This is a genomic window from Providencia huaxiensis (assembly GCF_002843235.3).
Classification (GTDB): domain Bacteria; phylum Pseudomonadota; class Gammaproteobacteria; order Enterobacterales; family Enterobacteriaceae; genus Providencia; species Providencia huaxiensis.
The window spans coordinates 4,322,330-4,342,082 of sequence record NZ_CP031123.2 but is presented as its reverse complement, the minus strand read 5'-3'; the positions used below and the strand labels follow the sequence as shown (position 1 = coordinate 4,342,082).

Below are 19,753 nucleotides of genomic sequence, written 5' to 3'. Positions count from 1 at the left end.
AATGAATAGTATGAATTTTAATCAAATTTAACTTAAGTTAACGCTAAGCGCCACGAGAATAAACAGTTTAATTTATCATTCATCACATGAAAATATACCAATAGAAACATTCAACCATGCAAAAACAGCAAGATCATAATAATTGAAAAAAGTCTACAAAATAATACAGAAATTTCCCTAATGTCACCCGGATAAATGTAGCTCGTAAAAAATTAATCTGCTAATATTCGCTCGAATTTTGTTCAGAGATACTTAGGAGAAGCAAATGCCCTCTCGAACGATGAGGACAAACGCCGTCTTCGCTTTCTTATTTTTACTTTTATTTTCGAGCCTGAGTATGGGCTCCACCAGTACCAGCACAATGCTCAATAAAGAGTATACTAATAAAACTGTGCAGCAGAATGTAAGTCAGGCTAAAACCTCACTCCCTGATTTACGTAAATACCCTTCTGGTACGCCTCGAAAGAAAGCATTTTTGAAAACGGTTGTCCCTGTTATAGAAAAAGTGAATAAGCAGATTATGGCTGAACGTACTTGGTTGTTATCAGTACGAGCTAACAAGAAGTGGAGCGCCCAAGAGTTGCGCCGTCTTGAACAAATCTGTAATAGCTATGGTATGAAATGTAGTAATCCAAAACGTTTAAATTGGAACAAACTATTGAGTCGAGTCGACATCATGCCAACACACTTAGTTGCAACACAAGCAGCAACAGAGTCTGGTTGGGGTACATCACAACTCGCTCTGCAAAACGGTAACTTATTTGGTATGCGCTGCGGTAGTGGCTGCCAGACCAAACAAGGAAAGATTAAAGGCTATTCTACATATTCTTCTGTAGAAGATACCGTTACTGCTTATATGAAAAACATGAATACCCATAACGCTTATGAATCTCTACGAACTTCACGAGCAAAGCAGCGCTTATCAAAAGATGAGCTGGATACGAAAAAGCTAATCAATGATATGAAGGGGTACTCAGAGTTAGGTTCAACCTATAACCGCTATTTACAAGAGATGTACGCGAGTAATGAAGAATTGATTACACAAGCTCAACAAAGAGCAGCCACTCGCATTTAATGTTGTATCACCAGGTACAAGACATGAAAAATCCACTTAACTAAGTGGATTTTTTTTATCCCTCACAAACCGCATTGAACTTATTTTACTCATTCAACCAATTCAGTTTTTTAGATTTACTCTATTGCTCTAAATAGTTCGAGTGGTGGCGAGGCGGCAAGAGAGGATATCCCTAGGAGCATACATAAGTATGTGACTAGGGTAGCTGAACGTAGCCAACAAAGTCACCGCTCGAAATATGACGAGCAATATGACAAGCAATATTCTGATTGCATAGAAAAAGAGATCAAATATCATATACCCTAACCTTCTAACAAAATAATTAACATCTTTGAGTCTAATATGAATTTCTTCTCTTTTGAGTTTCTTGGCTCTTTCTTGATTTTTTTTCTTATTTATTGGGGTTGTCAGCCCAGTGCAAAGTTACAAAATGGCTTATTAATCACTGCTAGCTATTTTTTTGTTTATTCATTTAGCCCTGACTTTGCTTATATCTTATTTAGCTACACACTGATTATTTATTTGCTTACCAATGTGGCAACTAATTGGCTTTCGAGTAGATGGATATACGGTATTCTTACCGCGGTCATTGTTGGATTCTTTACCACCTTTAAATATTATTCATTCTTCCAAGAGACCATTCAGCAAACTCTCGATAAATTTGGTTTTAGTGTTGGTCTTCCTATATTGGAAATACTCGCACCACTTGGGCTGTCCTTTTATGTATTCCACTCGGTTAGCTATACAGTATCGGTTTGTCGCAAAGAAATTCCTAAAGCCGATTTCTTTGATGTAACACTGTATCTTGCATTTTTTCCGAGCATCGTCGCAGGGCCAATCAACCGCGCAAAGAACTTTCTTCCCCAAATACAAGCGGAAAGCCGTGAGATTTTAGATCCTCGAAAAGCCATATTGCTTATTTCATTAGCACTAGTGAAATTGTTTTTATTTAGCTCATACTTGTCTGAAAATTTTGTCAATCCAGTCTTTGACACTCCCGTGGGTTACAGTGCAGGGGAGATCCTAGTAGCAACCTATGCCTATGCTTGGAATATTTACTTTAACTTCTCAGGTTATACCAATCTGGTGACGGGCATCGCGTTATTATTAGGATTTAGAGTCCCTGTTAACTTTAATGCGCCTTATTTAGCTGCAAATTTAAAAGAGTTTTGGGCCCGTTGGCATATCAGCTTATCGACCTTTATTCGCGACTATGTTTATATTCCTCTTGGCGGTAACCGTAAAGGTTTTAGCCGTATGAACACCAATGTATTCCTTGCGATGGTCATTTCAGGATTATGGCACGGCGCAGCAATGACATTTGTCGTTTGGGGAGCCATTCATGGACTAGGAATTGTGCTACTCAATCTTAAGAGTTTATGCATGGAGAAACTAGGGTGGACCCAAGTAATCCCAAATAAGACATTATCAGTTTGGGTATCACGAATTATAACTTTCCATTTCGTTTGTTTTGCGTGGATTTTCTTCCGTAGTGCCTCATTTGATGATGCACTGTTAATGGTCAATCAAATCATTGCCCCTGGTTTTATCGCTTCTATTAATGCAAGCTTAGGGTTATTAGTCGCGTTTTGGCTACTGTTGATTGCCTACCCTTATTTTGTACAAGGCTACCATTATGTGGCAAAAAAATACCAAACCATTCCTTGGTATTATTATCCTATTCCGCTCGCGATTATTCTAACCATTATGTTTATGCTTTCTCCTTCAGGTATGCCGGGGTTTATTTATGCTAACTTCTGAGTTTAAAAATACCCTAATCAAAGTTGGACAGATTTTATTTATTGTCCTAATTGCTGGCCTATTATTAATTTGGTTGAATCAAAGCTCGCTAGAACGATTTTGGCAACAGAAATATCACCAAGATACCCCATGGGCGAAAATGGCAGGTAATCCTATCTGGGATTATGGCGCTTACTTACATGATGGCGCGCTTGAGGCAGGAAGCCTATTCACTTACTACGCATCAGGACAAAAAGCGCAGGAAGACAAACAGGCCGCGGCGCTCGCACTGGCCAATAAAGATAAAAAACTCAATTTCCCCAAAGAGTTTCAAATTGGTCTTCACTTCGTAAATGGCTACATTTATCCGGCTGAAAGCTTATCGGTTACCTTCCCTGAACGGCTGAAACGACCACAAGCTTGGGAGAAAAACCAGAAAATTAGCTTTGGCGGTTTCACAATCAAGAAAGATCAGCCAATCGTGGCAAAACATATTGCCAATATCGAAAAAGGCCAACAAGTTCTGTTTGCGGGGGACTCCATGATGCAAGGCGTCGCTCCACATGTTAAAAACATGCTCTTGAAAAAATATAATATCGATAGCATTAATCTAAGTAAGCAAAGCACAGGGCTGGCATATCCACGCTTTTTTAATTGGCCCCAAACCATTGCCAAGGCATTGAATGATAACCCCAACATTAAGGTTTTAGTGATTTTTTTAGGGCCTAACGACCCTTGGGACATGCCACCACAAACGGGTTATAAATACGTCAAATTTAAAAGTGAAGATTGGGAAAAAGTGTACCGTGAGCGGATTAGTGATATAATATCGACCGCTCGCCAGCACAATGTTGATGTTATTTGGGTTGGCCCACCTAATATGCGTAAAAATACGCTCTCCGATGGTATGAAATTCTTAAGTAGCCTCTATCAATCTGAAATTGAGGATAACGGTGAAATTTACTTTTCGGTCAATGACGTCTTTAAATATCAAGGCGATACCTATTCTGACTATATCGGTGATGCAAGCAGTACCATTAAATTGCGAAGTGGTGACGGGATCCATTTCAGCGGAAAAGGCCAACAACTGATTGCTGAAAAAGTATTCTCACTCATTCATTTCGAAGAAGAGGAAGAAAAGGAACCTCATGAAACTGAACAAACTGTGTCAAGCTAAGTCCAAAATATTAGCGGGTAGCGTGATTGCGCTTTTGTCGCTGGGATTATTGTCTTGCCAGAACACATCAGACAAAACTCGCACAACTAGCTTGCCTAAAAACCAGCCTGCGGTTGCACAAGGGCAGCTGGTCAATAACGCAGAGCCTAATTTGCCACAGTTGGCGAATAAGTTACGCCAAGGCAACCAGCAAGTACACATTGTCCAAATTGGCGACTCACACACCGCTGCTGACTTTTTCAGCGGCAATTTAAGAACATTATTTCAGCAACGCTATGGGGATGCAGGCCCAGGTTTCATTCCACCTATATCAGTGCCGGGGCAACGAACAGCAACCATTAACCGCACGAGCGAGAAGAAAGAGTGGTCGCTGGCTTCAAGTCGTAAAGATGAACGCTTTGATTACCCACTTGGTGGGCTAATCGCTGAGCCGCAAGCAGCCAACAGTAAAGTGGTGCTCAAGCCTTTACAGCCTGCGCTAGGGGCTTATCAGTTACAAACTCTATACCAAAGCACAGGTGATTCACAAATGCGTGTTGCTCCTGCGGTTTCCCCCAATGTTGCATTGCCAGCCACAGGCAACCAGTGGGTATTTTCGTCCCCTGTCAATACCCAACTTCCGGCTCAGGTTACTGTTAATAAAGGTAATGGGTTAAAAATTGGCGGGTGGTTAGTGCGTTCGCAAAAGTCAGGAGTCATGCTTTCAGCTCTTGGGCTCAATGGTGCAACATTGAGTATGACAGATAAATGGCAGCCACAATGGAGCGAAACCTTAGCGCAAATGTCCCCTGATATGGTGATTTTAGCCTATGGTACCAATGAGGCTTTTAACGATACGTTAGATTTAGCCGCTTACGAGCAAAATTTGCGCGCTAAAATTCGCTTAATTCGCCAACAAATGCCAAATAGCGTTATTTTACTTATCGGCCCGAATGATTCACTTAAATTTAATGATGCGGCGAGTTGCCAAGCTCAAATGCCAGTGAATTTAACGAGTGTGATTCAAATTCAAAAGGCGGTGGCCGCTCAGGAAAATACGCTATTTTGGGACTGGCAAGCCTTTATGGGAGGCCCTTGTTCAATTCGTACATGGGCAGCACAAGATTTAGCACGACCTGACAATGTGCATCTCTCCGTCGAGGGTTATAAGAAGAGTGCACAAGGGCTATATAACCAGTTAAGCCAAGTATTAAATTAATTACGGACTTAACACACAATGAGGCAGAGGTATTTTCAATATCCTCTGCCTTTTGATTTGTGACTATTTTTAATATTTAGCGCCTGAGCTTTGCCATTTCACTTTGGCTTTTTTCTTACTTATCTTTTTGTCACCCTAGAAATTCAATTCCAACATTAAAGTTAAAATAATTATTTCAAATAAAAACAATACATTAAGAACACTAAATTTGGAATAATACGGACTAATTGCGAATTTATTGCTCCCTCTAAAAAATATAAAAAATCGTGACCATTAATTAAATCAATATACCCCACATAAAATTAGTATCCCTACGTTCCTTTTAGTAAACCACATCGCTGTACGTTGAAGTTTATTAAGTAAGGAGGTAATAACAAATCGTTTTTCAGCTTATCCAAGCACATGGTTTGTTGTTAAAAATATGGAAACCGTGAACAATTCTTTGACACAACCAGAATAATTTTACGGTAGCAATCGTAGGTAATATTTATTTAGGTTCAAAAAATGTCGACTAATTTCTGTGTAAAATCGTTTCATTCTTATATTGAAAACCTATCCAATAAAATAAAAAATAGCTTTTATCTAACTCACTCTCTACTGTTTAAAGTGAGCTCAGGTGAAATTGAAATGCGGATAGAAGAAGGCCAATGGCAAAAGCTGACAACATCAGATATCTGTTTGCTTCCTAAAGGATCTTCAATTGAGATAATTAATCGTGATAGTCACAACCCGCTGGCTGCAGATGTACTTCCCATGACCTCAGATATGTTAAAATCCTTTTACCAACAACATGCTGCATTATTTGTTGATAAGAAAATTGTTAATAAGAAAAAAACTCCCTCAATAAGTCAAATTTGCTGTACTAGCTTACAAGAAAACCCGATTATTGAAGATGTATTTCACGCTGCAATTAAAGAAGTTAACGCCCCTTCCAGCCATAATGTTATTCATATTCATTTAAGTTTTATTCTGTCCTTTTTTTTATTAGTGAATGAATTTACCTCTACACTATATGCATCAATCAATATCTCGATAAAAGACAAAGTGTATGACTTAATTTTTCATAGCGCTGGAAAACAGTGCCATACCCTAGATACTATTGCGAAAAAGCTCCATATGAGTTCCTCAACCCTTAAACGGAGACTTGCCAGTGAATATACGAGTTTTTCCAAAATTAGCTTAATGTCCCGAATGAATAAAGCGATGATATTATCGAGAACAGAGAATATGCCGATGACGCGTATTGCTCAAGAAGTCGGCTATGATGATGTTCCTTATTTTTTACTGGCATTTAAAAGTTTTCATTCCCAGCCAAATCTCACCTACCCTCTGTTTTAATACGCGATATCCCTTTTAATCATCTTCTATAAATACTTGAGCCTCACCATTTTCATGGTAGGGCTCTTATTTAACTAAAAATAGTGATTATCAATATCTATTGGTATCAACGTAGAATCTATTGGAGGAATATCAACCTGATTCACTTCGATATTATCTACTGGTTTTGGGGTTACGGTCGCATCGGGTAAATCGGAATAAATAGTAATACGACTTTTAACCTGTGCCTGATTTCCTGCCTGATCATATACATTGACTTCATAGTCATAAATGCCATCTTTTAAGGGGTTATTCATAGAGATTTCCCATTGGCCCACTTCATTTGATTTTTGCTTATAGGTTTGATTATCAATAGTCAAAAATACCATGGTGTCAGCCTCTGTTACACCACTGAACTTTGGCGTATTGATACTGGTGATCTCATCCTGTTTATCCGCTGTATTCGTTGAGTCATCTAAATTCCCACTCAATTCAGCTGCCTTAGTATCTATCATGACTTTCCCTGTCTTTTCCGCGCTATGGCCTACTTTATCCTTTACCTTAATAAGATAATCATAGGAACCATCGTTCAGAGCTTCTGTTACAGGAATTGTCCATACTCCTTTTTCATTGGCGCTCTCTTGGTACGTTTTTTGATTGATAGTGAACTCAACCAATGCATTCGGTTCTGTTACTCCACTGAATGTTGGGTGATTATGGTTAGTCACGGCATCATTTAATAGACCGGAGTCAGTCATCACATCTAGGCTGCATTCCGTAATTTCAGGGGGTGTCGCGTCAACGGTCACTGTTCCGGTTAAACGTTGTACTCCTATGTTACCCGCAATATCAATTGCCTCAATTAGATAGTTATAATCAGCGTCTTTAAGTGAATGAGGTAAAGTAAACGCCCACTCACCACCTTCATTCACCTTAATATCTTTATAAACCTGTTGGCCAATCGTTAGCCGTACATAAGTTTCAGGCTCTGCAATTCCTGCAAAAGTCAGGACAGAAACATCGGTTAAAATATCCTGTTGAGTGGTAAAGCTTACAGGGTCCACAACACCACCAAGAAGGTAGTCAGGCGCTAATGTATCAATCACCAATTGCCCTGAAACTTGGCCTTTAATCCCCTGAATCTTATCATTTGCAAAAATCACATAGTCATGAAGACCATCACTCAATTCAATATCAACAGGGAGCGTCCATTCGCCTTTCTCATTGGCGATAGTTTCAAAAGTTGAAGAGACTTTGTTATCAAAAACCAATCGAATTTCCGCATTTGGTTCAGTAATTCCGCTAAATGTCGGCGTATTTACATTTGTGTGGTTATCGTCCTGAATCCCCGAATCTGAATCTGATGTTAACCCTCCCGCCGCTAAAGCGATGGTTTTTACTGTAAAATCGCCCAATATGGGTTGCAAACTAATTTGGCCCAAAATGTCTCGGGCTTCGATTTCATAAGAGTAAGCCCCCTCAGCAAGTGCCTCTGTATCAGATAATTTAATTTGCCAGTTACCATCGTGACCCGCAGTTGTATGATAAGTCTTTCCATTTATCGTCAAGCGTACTTCCGAATTAACTTTGGTTGTTCCACTAAATGTTGGTTGGCTAACATGGATAATACCTCCACTCGATAGCGGATCATCTAATTCCGCAGTTAATTCAGGAGGAGAGATGTCATAGACTAAATCAAACTCAAACTGCGTTTCACGATTAACTAAATCCTTTGCTGTAACTGATAATTTAATATTTTCACCATCCTGAATACCGACAGGGACGATGTCATTGGGTAATTGTATTTGCCAAATCCCCTGATTATTTGCTTTTGCCGCACCCAGTATTTTTCCATTTATGTCTTTGATGGTAACTAGGCTTGCGACACTCGTCGTCCCCGTGAGTGTTAAGTCATTTTGGTTGAAAAGTAATTTACCGTCCTTTTCAGAAATTAATTGTTTATCATTCACACCAAATTCAATACTTGGAGCGGTCTTACCGGACTCGTCACTGAGCACTTTAATAACCACTTCATGCTCTGTTTTATTTCCAGCAATATCAAATGCAGTTATCTTTGCTACATGCTCACCGTCAGGTAAGGCGAGCCCATTAGCAAACACCGTTTTAGAACCATTATATTTAGTTTGTAGCTTATTATGTCGAGTGGTTTTCCCATTCACGTTTATTAGGTAATAATCCATGTTTCCACGATAAGTGAAAACCAGTTTAGGATTGGTTACATTCGCAACTTGCGTACCTGCATGAAATTGCTTATCAACAAAACCAAAGCCATTAAACACCGGTTCTGTGGTAAGGATATTGAGTGTTGTTTGCCCTACTGAAACTGTACCGTCATCTTGGATAAAGCTAATATGGTAGGCTCCATCCCCTTTAATAGGAACTTCGAAACGCCACTCTCCCTTATCATTTGCTTGTATAGGATAATTATGACCATTTACTTTCGCTGAAATCGTACCACCGGCTGTTATTTGTCCTTTATAAACGGGTTTTTTATGATTGGTATAGTGGTTACCGATTTCACCTGAATCCGTATCGGGGTCAAGGTAAAATTTAAAATCACTGATTATTACGGAAGAAGAAAACTCCCTTACCGAGCCATAAACGTCTTTAAATGTAAGAGTATAGGGGACTTCCCCTAGAGGGAGTTGAATATCTGCTGGAACCTTAAAATCCCAATTTTTTCGACCATTAGTCAAATTAACCGAATACGTTTTACCACATATCAGTATAGTTGCACTGAGTTCATCTCTATCCGTCGCTCCTGAAATCACGCCCTGTAACTTCGGTGAACGACTTGAACTCAATGAGTTATCAATTTCCCCCGTACTACTCGACTCTGCCGCCACTTCAAATGTTACATTTAAAACACAATCCTTTATTTGAATACCTTTTTCTTCAATCACCTTTTCTGTCTTCAACCCAGCAGGGGACGTGGCAATTAATGACATATTATCAAGGTCATAACGGCAGTCTACTCGAAGAAGACCTGAAGGCAAACTAAAAGACCAATTCCCATCTTTATCAATGTCGGTAATGGAAAACGCATGCTCATCTGTATTACTCAATCTAAATTTAAATTGTAAACTTGAACCAGGGGTTACCTTGCCTGTAAAAGTTGCCTCTAAGTCATTAGTCGATTTATCATCATGGAATTTACCTTTCGTCCAAGGTGAAGCCAGAGCAGCATCGGTTATCTCTGGGGGATTAGAATTAATTATCAGTGTATCTATTTTTTCAAATTGATTATCTGCCGCATCCGTAACAGTAATTTTATAATCACCAATAAAGTTTTTCGGTAATTCATTGGAAAGCTTTAAGCTCCACTTGCCATTATTATCGGCAGTCGTTGGAACTAACTCATTATTTAATTGCAATATAACTTTACACCCCGGCTCCCCTCTTCCCGTAAATACAGGGTTGCGATGTGCGGTAATAAAATTTCCTTTGGTTCCTGTATCCGTTTCTGCACTTAATTCAATCGTGGATACAGGGGCGGTGGTATCAATAAATATATTTCCAGAAACATCCGTTGTTTGTCCATTTACCGGGTGCTCAGCCGTCACAAGGTACTGGCTATTTCCTTCCTCGAGTTCTTTAACTTTAACTTCCCAGTTTCCAGTCACTTTATCTGCCACAGTAGGAAAACTTTCATTCCCGATTACCAGTGTAATTTTAGCCCCTGGAGTCGCAATCCCAGTAAACTTAGGCGCTTTGATATTGGTGATATAATCACCTTTATTTCCACTATCACATGCCGCGTCTAATGTGACTATAAGCGCCGGAAGCTCCGCATTCCCACCCTCTAATGATGGGGGCAGGTACGTAAAGCTCTGACTAATGGTATTTTGATTACCCGCGGTATCTTCTGCGACAACCTTATAGTGGTTATCCTTACCGACATTCGCATCGACATCAAAAATCAGAGACCATTTTCCTTGGTGATCCGCATAAACTATTTTAGTTTGTCCTTTAAATTCCGCAGTGATTTTACTTTCAGGATCCGATGTGCCACTGATTTGAGGGCGTTTTAGATAAGTTATTAAAGCATTCGAATTCTCTTGGCTTGCAGGATCTAAGCCTGCGGTCAGGATAATATGGCTATCTACAGTGAATTGCCCTTTAGACGTCTCGACATTTCCAATGATATCTGTCACTTTCACCTGATAATCATACACACCGTCTTGCTTCACTGCGGGTAGTGGTATTTGCCAATACCCGTCTTTATCCGCAGTAGCGCTGTACTCCAGCCCCGCAAACTGGACCGCGACCGTCGATTTAGATTTGGTTTTGCCTTCCAATGTTACAGTTTTTTGTTGGGTGATATTGTCACCTTTGATACCTGAATCACAACTCTCGTTCAGATTCGCTTGCGCAACAGGTGGCGTGGTGTCTACCCACACCGTCTCGCTGATTTTCTCGCTATTTCCTGCAATATCGGTAACGAGCACTTTGAGTGGGTAACTTCCCGACGTGACTAATGAGGTGGCCATAAATGACCAAGCACCCTGTTCATCGGCCACCATTGAGTATTTTTGTCCGCTCAGAGAAATCTCTATCTTTGCATGGGGCTCAGATTGCCCTAACAGGGTGGGAGTCAATTGGTTAGTGACAAAATCAGACTGATTATTAAGTTGCAAAATTGTCGGCTGCAATGTGGTTTTGATCTGCACGGACTCAGTAACTATAGTGGTGTTGCCTGCCACATCCATTACCGCTACTTCGTAATGATAGATACCGTCGGCTAATGCTTTTTGAGCCGCCACGGCCCAATCCCCATGGCTGTCAGCAAAGGTTTTTAACTGTTGCCCATCAATCGTCAACTCAATACGGCTACCCACTTCTGCTTTGCCAGTAAAGTGTGGACGCGTCTCTTTGGTGATATTATCACCGATATTGCCACTATCAGACTGCGCTTCAAGGTAAACAGATAAGCGATCAACCTTAGTATCTACGGTGAACTGCCCTTCAGACGCCCCAATGTTTCCGAGGGTGTCTATCACTTTCACGTGGAAATCATATACACCATCTTGCTTCACTGCGGGTAATGGTACTTGCCAGTGCCCGTCTTTATCCGCAATAACGCTATATTCCTGCCCCGCAAACTGGACCACGACCGTCGATTGCGGTTTGGTTTCGCCTTCCAATATTACAGCTTCTTGTTGGGTGATATTGTCACCTTTGACACCCGAATCGCAGCTCTCTCTGAGCTTAGCTTGTGCAGGGGGTGGAGTGGTGTCTACTAATAGGCTTTGGATAAATATGCCCTGATTCCCTACACTGTCTGTGACCTTAACCTTTAATACATATGAGCCATCCGTTAGATTATTATTGATGGTGAGTGACCAATCACCTTGCGCATTAGCTTTGGTGAAGTACTCTTTTTCAGCGACCTTAACGATGATACTGGCATTAGGATCTGTTTTCCCAGTAAGCGTTGGCGTCACTTTATTGGTCAAAAAAACTGCCGAGTTATCAAGCAGTACGATTGCATCGGGCAGGGAGGTTTTAATAGTCACGGTCTCAGTGATGGTTTTTTGATTACCCGCTGCATCCACTGCAGTGACTTGATAGTCAGATACCCCATCAGCCAATGGTTTCTCGACAGTAATTCGCCACCCGCCTTTATCATCAGCAACTGTCGATAAAATTTGTCCTGCAATTGTTAGCGTGACTGAACTACCGGCTTCGGCTTTCCCAGCAAAAGTAGGAACCTGATTATTCGTTTGTCTCCCACCCAATGTTTCGATATCCGAATGCCCATCAAGGCTAACAGAGAGGTTATCAAGCTGAGTGTCCACTTCAAATTGACCATTCACCATCACTGGCTTACCGCCAACGGAGGAAGCCACTAATGAATATTCATATATTTTATCGTCTAGCGGTTCTGTGATTTTTAATAACCACTTCCCGTCTTTATCTGCGGTGATCGGATATTTTTTATCATTAATCGTCAGATAAGCCTGACTATCAGGAGAAACAACCCCAGTAAATGTCGGTGTATTAATATGGGTAATATTATCGCCCTTTTTCCCTGAGTCAGACTCTTCGCTTAGTTTCCCCTGAATAAAAACCTGTGTTATCGGTTTATCTATTTGGGAAGCTGCGGGTGGCTTATTTGCAGACTGAGTAGATGATGACGAGACGCTTATTGGCATAGCCACAGGTGCGGGTGGCGGAGAAAAACTTAAGTCATTATCTTCTACCGGTGCTTTCTCTGATTTATTTTTCTGATTTAGCTGTTTTTTCGCTTCTGTAAGCTTTGTTAAAGACGAGCTTAGTAATGCTTCCTTTTCGTCTTTTTCAGAAGACAAAGTCTGAAGCGTCTTTTCTAGTTGCTGATTTTTTTGATTTAACTCCGCTAGTTTTTTGTTGAAACTTTGCTCATCGTCTTGCCGATTACCATCTTGCTGTTCCTCACCTTCGATTTGCTCACTATTATTTTTTGAGGCTTGGTTATCAGTATATTCGACGATATCACTCGTTAATTGCTCTTTGATATAAACGGCATCGGCTCCCACGTTTAAGGTTATTGATGATAGGATTTCATCTTGTGAAATAATCGTTCCTTGCTCAGTCAATAATGTCATGTTTCCTAAGATAACTTCAGACAACCCATTTTTAATGTTCTCAATAGAACCATCGGGTTTAGTTACAATTAAATCAAACCCTTGAACTTTAAACTTTTGAATTTCTATGCTTTTTAATTTATCGGTGATAGTTTTATCGGTCATATTCTATGTCATTATATTAATAAATGGATTTATCAGCTAATACTCACGCGCTGCCGTCAATAAAAACAATTATATCCATTTAATTAAAAATAAAACGTCATTTAATATAATGTGGTCTGACAACCTTTTTTTTTGAGCTCAAATTCAAGTGAGTTCATTTCAATAGCGATTATAATAAAAGAATGAATTAACAAAGATGTTTCTAAAATGAAAGAATAAAATAATGAATTAACAAAGATGTTTCTAAAATGAAAGAATAAAATAATGGAAGAAGATGATGATAACTCTGATGAAGAACTAGCCCCAATGGTTGATGGGTTAAGTGGAACACTATGCATAATTATTTTAGTTTCTATGGTATTTATTTTTAGTGGTATGAAAGCCGCAGAAACCCATATCAATTATGGCCAGTTAAACTTTGAAAAAATAAAGATGGATATACCAAACAAACGTCTTTTCTTTAAAGGTGGCATTCATTTATCAAACAATGAAATTTCTTTAATAAAGAAAGAAATCATTAAAAACGAGAGTAATAAAATCATTATCAGTGGTTACATTAATGATAAGGTCAGCCACAGTAAAGAAAAAAACACCTATAACCTTCTTTATATGGCATCACTAATTAAGAATATGGGCATTAATAAAGAGATTGTTCTAAAACAAGGGACAAGTGAACATTGCCCAGGTTGGAACTCATGTATTTATTGGGATTAAAAATAACATGTATTATATTGGATTATTTTTTTATGCAGCAACGTTTATCGCTTGTTTTTTATTACAATCGGTACGTGAAATGGTTCAGCAATGTCTATTGCTTGCTCCTGAAATCAGCTACACCATGATTGGGATTTATATTTATCCTTTAATTATATTTTTATTTCACCGAGTATTTAATAAAAACAAACAAAGCAACTATACATTGCTTTCAAACCAAACTAAATTATCTGCATCCGTCACTGTATCATTAGGGTTAATCGGAACATTTATTGGGTTAACAGGGATGATCACCGCGATCTCAGCATCGCTTGGGGGAGAAGGTGATATCTCAGAAAAAATGAATGCCATGATTTCATCCATTTCAATGGCACTTAATTCAATGTCTTTTGCATTCTTAACCTCCATTCTGGGAGTGTCTATTTCAGTTTTATTGTTAGTTAGTTTGAATTTCTTTCACTTCTTTTATCAAAAAGAAAATAAAAAAACTAAACAGCAACTATCTAAAAACGACTCAGAAGAACTTAATCACATTCAAGAAACCCTGAATTCATTACAAGAAGTGAATATCAGTATAGCGCAAAAAATGGTTTCCGTGACTGAAAGCAATGAACTTGCGACTGATATTTCTTCATACCTTCAGGCCTTATCTACCACTGCACAAGATCACTTAGCAGTTTTACAATCAATAAGAGAAGCTGATGACGACTGGAAAAGAAAATTAGCGGTCTACTTATTAGAAGAAAAAATAAATAAAAGAAATGAAAATGAAAAAATATCAGAAGAAATTTTAAAAATAGATCAAACTACACAATGGCTAAAAGAAAACACCATTGAGAGCAGAAAAAAATTATTAACATTACTATCAATGGAGTAAAAAACGTGCGCCTCATCACCTTTGGTTTTTTATTAACACTATTATCACCATCTTATAGCTTGGCTAGCCAAGATGTAGAAAATTTCCAAGCCTTTATTAACCGAGTATTAGAAAATTCCAATCCGGTTCAAATAAAGTCATTAGAATTAGAAGCTGAAAAGCTCAGAGCAAAGCAAACAAACTATTATTATCTACCAAAAATATCAGCATCAGGAAAAATAAAAAGCCATGATGGCAGTACCAGCAGTAATATTACTGCCAGTTCATTAGTCTATGATACGACGCTAACTCATAAATTTAACGAAAAAAATTTAAAATTAAAAATATCAACGCTCTCACTAAACAAAGAAAAAGAAGAGCTTTACACCTCAACAACTAATAACTTAATTGGCATCTATTATCTCAATGAGTTAACAAAAACGACAGATGATTTAAATAAAAACGCTAAAAATATTTTCAAACTTATTACCCACCGCTATAAAAGTGGTATAGCGAAATACAGCGATGTTGAACAAGCGTCCTTATTGATGCAGAGGATTGAAACAGAGCTACAGAATATAGAAAAAGAAATTGAACAATATAAGTCAAATATTGAGCTTTTATCGGGGATCACCTTTCCATCTAAAGGCGTACAGGTTCCCAAAAACTTACTAAAAAAATTGCAAAAAACTATTATTGATAGTGAAAACGCGCAACAAAATAGCGAATATAACTTGCTCCGCATGCAAGCTGATGCAATGAAGGAAAATGCTTATCAACAAAACCCATTCTTGAATGTTAATGTTATCGCCGAAGAACGATTTGTTGACCAAGTTCGAAGTCGTAACGAGTCTTACATGGGAATGGAGGTAAAACTAAATATCTTTGACCTTGATAAAATACTGAATGAAAAATCTCAGCTAAAACTGTATGAAGCAACAAAGGGAAAGGCTGATTATAAATATAAAGAATCAACCGCTAAAATTAAAAATTTAAAATTAATTGCTAATTCAAATGCGACTGAACTTGCAGGGTTACATGCACAACGTAAGACCATGCGTTCGATAGTTAAGAGCCAACAAAGGGAATATGAAATATCACAGTCTTCTTTCTATGAAATGGTTAACACATTATTTGATATGTTAACAATGGAAAGGCGCATAGCTGAACTAATGATTGCTGATATGAAAAACAAAATGGAATACATACAATTAACAGGGAAGTTAGCTGAAATTGAAACGTTATCTAAATAAACTGAACCAAATCCCTAAAAAATTAAAAATATTCCTAGGTATCACATCATTGTTCATCGGATATATTTTATTAGCTGAAATAGAAATATCCTCTCCTGGAGAGGGTATCATCTCAGGGGTCTCCAATCGGCTAGAAATAGTAAGTCCTGCATCTGGATTTATTAATCAATTCGCGATTAAAACCGGCGATAAGGTAGAGAAAGATCAGATTTTATTTTCCTATACGAATCTAGATGCGTTTCATCAAGAAAAAACCTTAACCAACCTCGTTACTTTTGCTAATGAACGCATTGATGAATTAGAAGAAAATAAAAAGCTATTAAATAAAATCCTTGATGGAAGCATAAGTACAGAATCTGAATATTTTTTCTTTGCAAAGGGCTTACAGAGTCAAACGTTAAGTGCTTATAGAGAGCTTTACGGTCACGTTCTCTTACGCATGGAGATAAGCAACTTAAGAGATAAATATATCTCACAAGTTAAAGAGTCTAGTGAATTAGAGAATCAGATTAACATATTGAAAAAAAAGGACTTATTATTAAAGAATGCAAGAGCTCCTGAAATTGAAAAACTCAATAATAATGCTGAAATTAGCCGTACCACCGCATTGATGACATCAGGTGAATTAAATGCTCAAGGGCTATTGCGAGAAATCTCACTGCTAGAAAAGAAATATACTGCACGGCTTATCGGTGAAATCCAAGAAAATGAAACTCTACTTAATCGGCTAAAAAAAGAGAAATTAGAAAACAGCGGCCAGATGGAATTACTTCGCAATAAAATAAGAGCAAATAGCGTACTATCGCCAGCAGATGGGGTTGTATTAAGTATCGAAAAAGATTTAGAAAAAGGCTCTTACGTTGAAGCCTCAAATTTAGTCATGGTAATTAAAAAACAGCAAAATACACGGGTCATTGAAGGTAAAGTATTAGCGAAATATCGTCCTTTTATAACGCAACAGTTGCCAGCAAAAATTGTGGTGAACTCCCCTGGATTTAAAAAAATCATTAACGGAAAAGTCACAAAAATCAGTGCTGACTCCTTTAGTGATAGGGAACGAGCCAACCAAGAGCGCTATTATTCCGTACAAATTACACCGGAACAAAATACTGTGCTCCTTCCAGAGCATGATGGCCTACCGGTGATGCTCTATATCTCGAGTAAAGAGATTTCAGTGCTTCATTATTTAACCGCATTAATTAGCGATAACATTACATTTAACGTTTGGTGACCTATGTTAGGTTTTATTTCTGCATTATCTGCTGCTGTAGCAACCATGACATTACTTATGGCCGTACTTTTAGCAAATGTGTTATCAAGTACGATGGCCGCTGAAGAAAATAAAGGTAAAGCAGCATTGATAGGAATTGATAACAGCAACACTGAAGCTTCTGCATCTATAAATACCGATAGTAATAATGGCAATGGCAAGAACATCATGAAGTCGTTAATATTTAGCCATGACACCATCAAATTCATTGACCATAAAAAGGTTAAATCTATTGATATCTATTGCAGTTATGGAAATAACATCTCTTTTGATGTGGCAATGACCTACACCATTTATAACACCGTATTAATTAAGAAAAGCACGCCTAATGTACACATTAAAGCATTGAAACCTATTGAAGATAATCAAGGTGTTAACGCTTGCTTCCTGAAGAGTGAAGAAAATGAAAGAAAGTAGTTTCCATGATGTCATTAACCAATATTTTAAGATATTAGGGGAGTCATTTATCTCTCCCGCCCTATCGTATGATAATAAATATATATTAAATAATATAAATGAATTTATTAATAATGATTTTTTCACTTATCAATATGTTTCCATTTCTGATTTTAGTGAAAAAAATCTGCCCGCTCTCTTCATTATGGAAATAGAAAATGGAAAGTACATTATCATTAAAAATCATAAGGGCCAGCTAACCAACCTCACAACTGACACCACAATAACGCAACAACTAATTGAAAGTAAAAACTTATTTTCATTCTCTGCGAGTGAAAACACATTGAATGAAGAGAGTATATACACATCACTAATTAAGTTAACCCCAAAATCCAGTTTATTTTCATTACCTTTAATTGTATTTGCACTGTTATTACCTTTATATTCAAATCTTTTTAACTCACGATTAGTTTACAGTGAGTCCATAAGCTCAATCTTATATATTAGTTTTATTTTCATTGTTGTTATTGGCTTAGAGTTCTTTATTAAACACATTATTCATGAACAGAATATAAAAAAAACAAAGCTTAACATCAGCATTTTTAATCGTTACTTTGTTAATTTATTAAAGCAGTCTAGTTGTAAAAGTGCCTCGATTAAAGTGAGAACTGCCGAAGCATCGATTTTACAGGTATGGGAAATCAAACCACAAATTATTTATGATATCGGTTTAGCCATTTTATTTTCATTTTGTATTTTTGGCATGCTAGGTTTTTATTCATTATTGCTATTGAGCTATTACGCTGGGCTTATCTTTTTATGTCTACATGTCCGCTTCCTTTCCTATAAAAATATGCTTCGAGCGAATACCTTAAACTATGAAAAATCAGCCATGTACTACTCGTTAGAACAGAAAAAACATGAGCTGTATTTCGCCAGAGATAACCACTTTAAGCAGTACATCAGTACAAAAACCAATGAAGATGAAAAAATAAAATTAAAACTGAATGAGGCAAACCACCATTGGATGGAAATCATCAAAGTAAATACGTTTCTATCCATGATTATCATGTACGTGGCTAGCTATTTAGCTATTGGTGAAGGGAGTTTAAGTTTGGCCTCCGTTATCGCTGTAATGATCATTAATGGCCGACTTTCAGGTGCAATTACAAGTGCAATTAATCGCTTATTTATGGTGAAAACACATCTATTTCATATCAAATCCAGTATTGATCAGCTAAAAAACAATCCACTTATCCATTTCAAAGTAGATGGCATAGCAACAGATTCGATAAAGCATTTTAGTGCAAAAAATCTTAGCGTTAATATTAATGGTAAAACCATTATTAACCAGCTCAATATTGAAGCCAAACCCGGTGATGTTATCGGTATTACTGGTATTTCAGGGGTAGGAAAGACATCTTTAATGAAAGCATTATGTGGGACTTCGGAATACTCTTCAGGGGATATTACAATCAATAGTATTGGAATTGATGAAATTTCCCAATCCTTTTTAACAGAAAAAATTGCCTACCATAATGGTATTTCAACATTTATTCATGGCAGCATACGTGACAATTTTAATTTCTACGGTGTTTTCGATAACAATACGATTGTTCGCCTGACCAAATTATGTTGCCCAACCTTACTGATTAGCAAAGAAACCTTAGACGACACACTCGTCACCGACATCGCTGCCTCTACAGGGGAAAAACAAAAGTTACAGCTCGTTCTTGCACTGATAAAACAACCTGAAATGATATTCTTAGACGAATCAACATCATTTATGGCAACCTCTGATGCGCTCTCATTTTTACAATTAATAAAACAAGAGTTTGAATTAGATAAATCAATTATTTTCTTTTCTACTCACGACTTAGGGCTGACCTCATTTTTTACGAAGCATATTGCGCTATCACCGGGCCATGTTAAACACATTAACGCCCCACAACCCCACAATGAAATTATCATTCCTAAAATTAGCTTAAGCTAAATAAATATCCTC

Annotated in this window: 12 protein-coding genes; 11 read left to right on the top strand and 1 reads right to left on the bottom strand. The window is 37.8% G+C overall.

The window, feature by feature from the left end; genetic code table 11:
- Nucleotides 1-265: 265 nt before the first annotated feature.
- The 5 genes from CYG50_RS21760 (at nucleotide 266) to CYG50_RS21740 (ending at nucleotide 6,528) form a co-directional block, all read left to right on the top strand.
- Nucleotides 266-1,075, top strand: a complete 810-nt coding sequence (locus tag CYG50_RS21760; RefSeq protein ID WP_102139177.1) for a protein bax — start codon at nucleotides 266-268, stop codon at nucleotides 1,073-1,075.
- A 342-nt stretch (nucleotides 1,076-1,417) separates the two neighbouring features.
- The gene (locus tag CYG50_RS21755; protein ID WP_102139195.1) at nucleotides 1,418-2,836 is read left to right on the top strand and encodes an MBOAT family O-acyltransferase; all 1,419 of its coding nucleotides are present in this window, start codon (nucleotides 1,418-1,420) and stop codon (nucleotides 2,834-2,836) included.
- Nucleotides 2,823-3,992 (top strand): SGNH/GDSL hydrolase family protein, encoded by a 1,170-nt coding sequence (locus tag CYG50_RS21750; RefSeq protein ID WP_102139178.1) that lies wholly within the window; start codon nucleotides 2,823-2,825, stop codon nucleotides 3,990-3,992. The genes CYG50_RS21755 and CYG50_RS21750 overlap by 14 nt, the downstream gene beginning before the upstream one ends.
- Nucleotides 3,964-5,190, top strand: a complete 1,227-nt coding sequence (locus CYG50_RS21745; protein ID WP_102139179.1) for an SGNH/GDSL hydrolase family protein — start codon at nucleotides 3,964-3,966, stop codon at nucleotides 5,188-5,190. The genes CYG50_RS21750 and CYG50_RS21745 overlap by 29 nt, the downstream gene beginning before the upstream one ends.
- Before the next feature lie 627 nt (nucleotides 5,191-5,817).
- Nucleotides 5,818-6,528 (top strand): helix-turn-helix domain-containing protein, encoded by a 711-nt coding sequence (locus tag CYG50_RS21740; RefSeq protein ID WP_229597518.1) that lies wholly within the window; start codon nucleotides 5,818-5,820, stop codon nucleotides 6,526-6,528.
- A 74-nt stretch (nucleotides 6,529-6,602) separates the two neighbouring features.
- Here the strand turns inward: CYG50_RS21740 and CYG50_RS21735 are convergent, their stop codons facing one another.
- The gene (locus CYG50_RS21735; protein WP_102139181.1) at nucleotides 6,603-13,259 is read right to left on the bottom strand and encodes an Ig-like domain-containing protein; all 6,657 of its coding nucleotides are present in this window, start codon (nucleotides 13,257-13,259) and stop codon (nucleotides 6,603-6,605) included.
- A gap of 264 nt (nucleotides 13,260-13,523) precedes the next feature.
- Between CYG50_RS21735 and CYG50_RS21730 the strand changes: the two genes are divergently transcribed.
- From CYG50_RS21730 to CYG50_RS21705, 6 genes are read left to right on the top strand one after another with little or no spacing between them, the layout of a single operon-like run.
- Nucleotides 13,524-13,973, top strand: a complete 450-nt coding sequence (locus tag CYG50_RS21730; protein WP_102139182.1) for a hypothetical protein — start codon at nucleotides 13,524-13,526, stop codon at nucleotides 13,971-13,973.
- Entirely contained in the window at nucleotides 13,930-14,850 is a 921-nt protein-coding gene (locus CYG50_RS21725) for a hypothetical protein (RefSeq protein ID WP_232368223.1), read from the top strand. The genes CYG50_RS21730 and CYG50_RS21725 overlap by 44 nt, the downstream gene beginning before the upstream one ends.
- Before the next feature lie 5 nt (nucleotides 14,851-14,855).
- Nucleotides 14,856-16,082, top strand: coding sequence for a TolC family protein (locus CYG50_RS21720; protein WP_102139184.1), 1,227 nt, complete (start codon nucleotides 14,856-14,858; stop codon nucleotides 16,080-16,082).
- Nucleotides 16,063-17,313, top strand: coding sequence for an HlyD family secretion protein (locus CYG50_RS23590; protein ID WP_102139185.1), 1,251 nt, complete (start codon nucleotides 16,063-16,065; stop codon nucleotides 17,311-17,313). Before CYG50_RS21720 ends, CYG50_RS23590 begins: the two co-directional genes overlap by 20 nt.
- Nucleotides 17,314-17,316: 3 nt before the next feature.
- Nucleotides 17,317-17,769: a hypothetical protein gene (locus CYG50_RS23585; protein ID WP_102139186.1), complete on the top strand. Its 453-nt coding sequence runs from the start codon at nucleotides 17,317-17,319 to the stop codon at nucleotides 17,767-17,769.
- Nucleotides 17,756-19,741 carry an ATP-binding cassette domain-containing protein gene (locus tag CYG50_RS21705; RefSeq protein ID WP_102139187.1) on the top strand — a complete coding sequence of 662 codons (1,986 nt, stop codon included), beginning with the start codon at nucleotides 17,756-17,758 and terminating at the stop codon, nucleotides 19,739-19,741. Before CYG50_RS23585 ends, CYG50_RS21705 begins: the two co-directional genes overlap by 14 nt.
- Nucleotides 19,742-19,753: the final 12 nt, after the last annotated feature.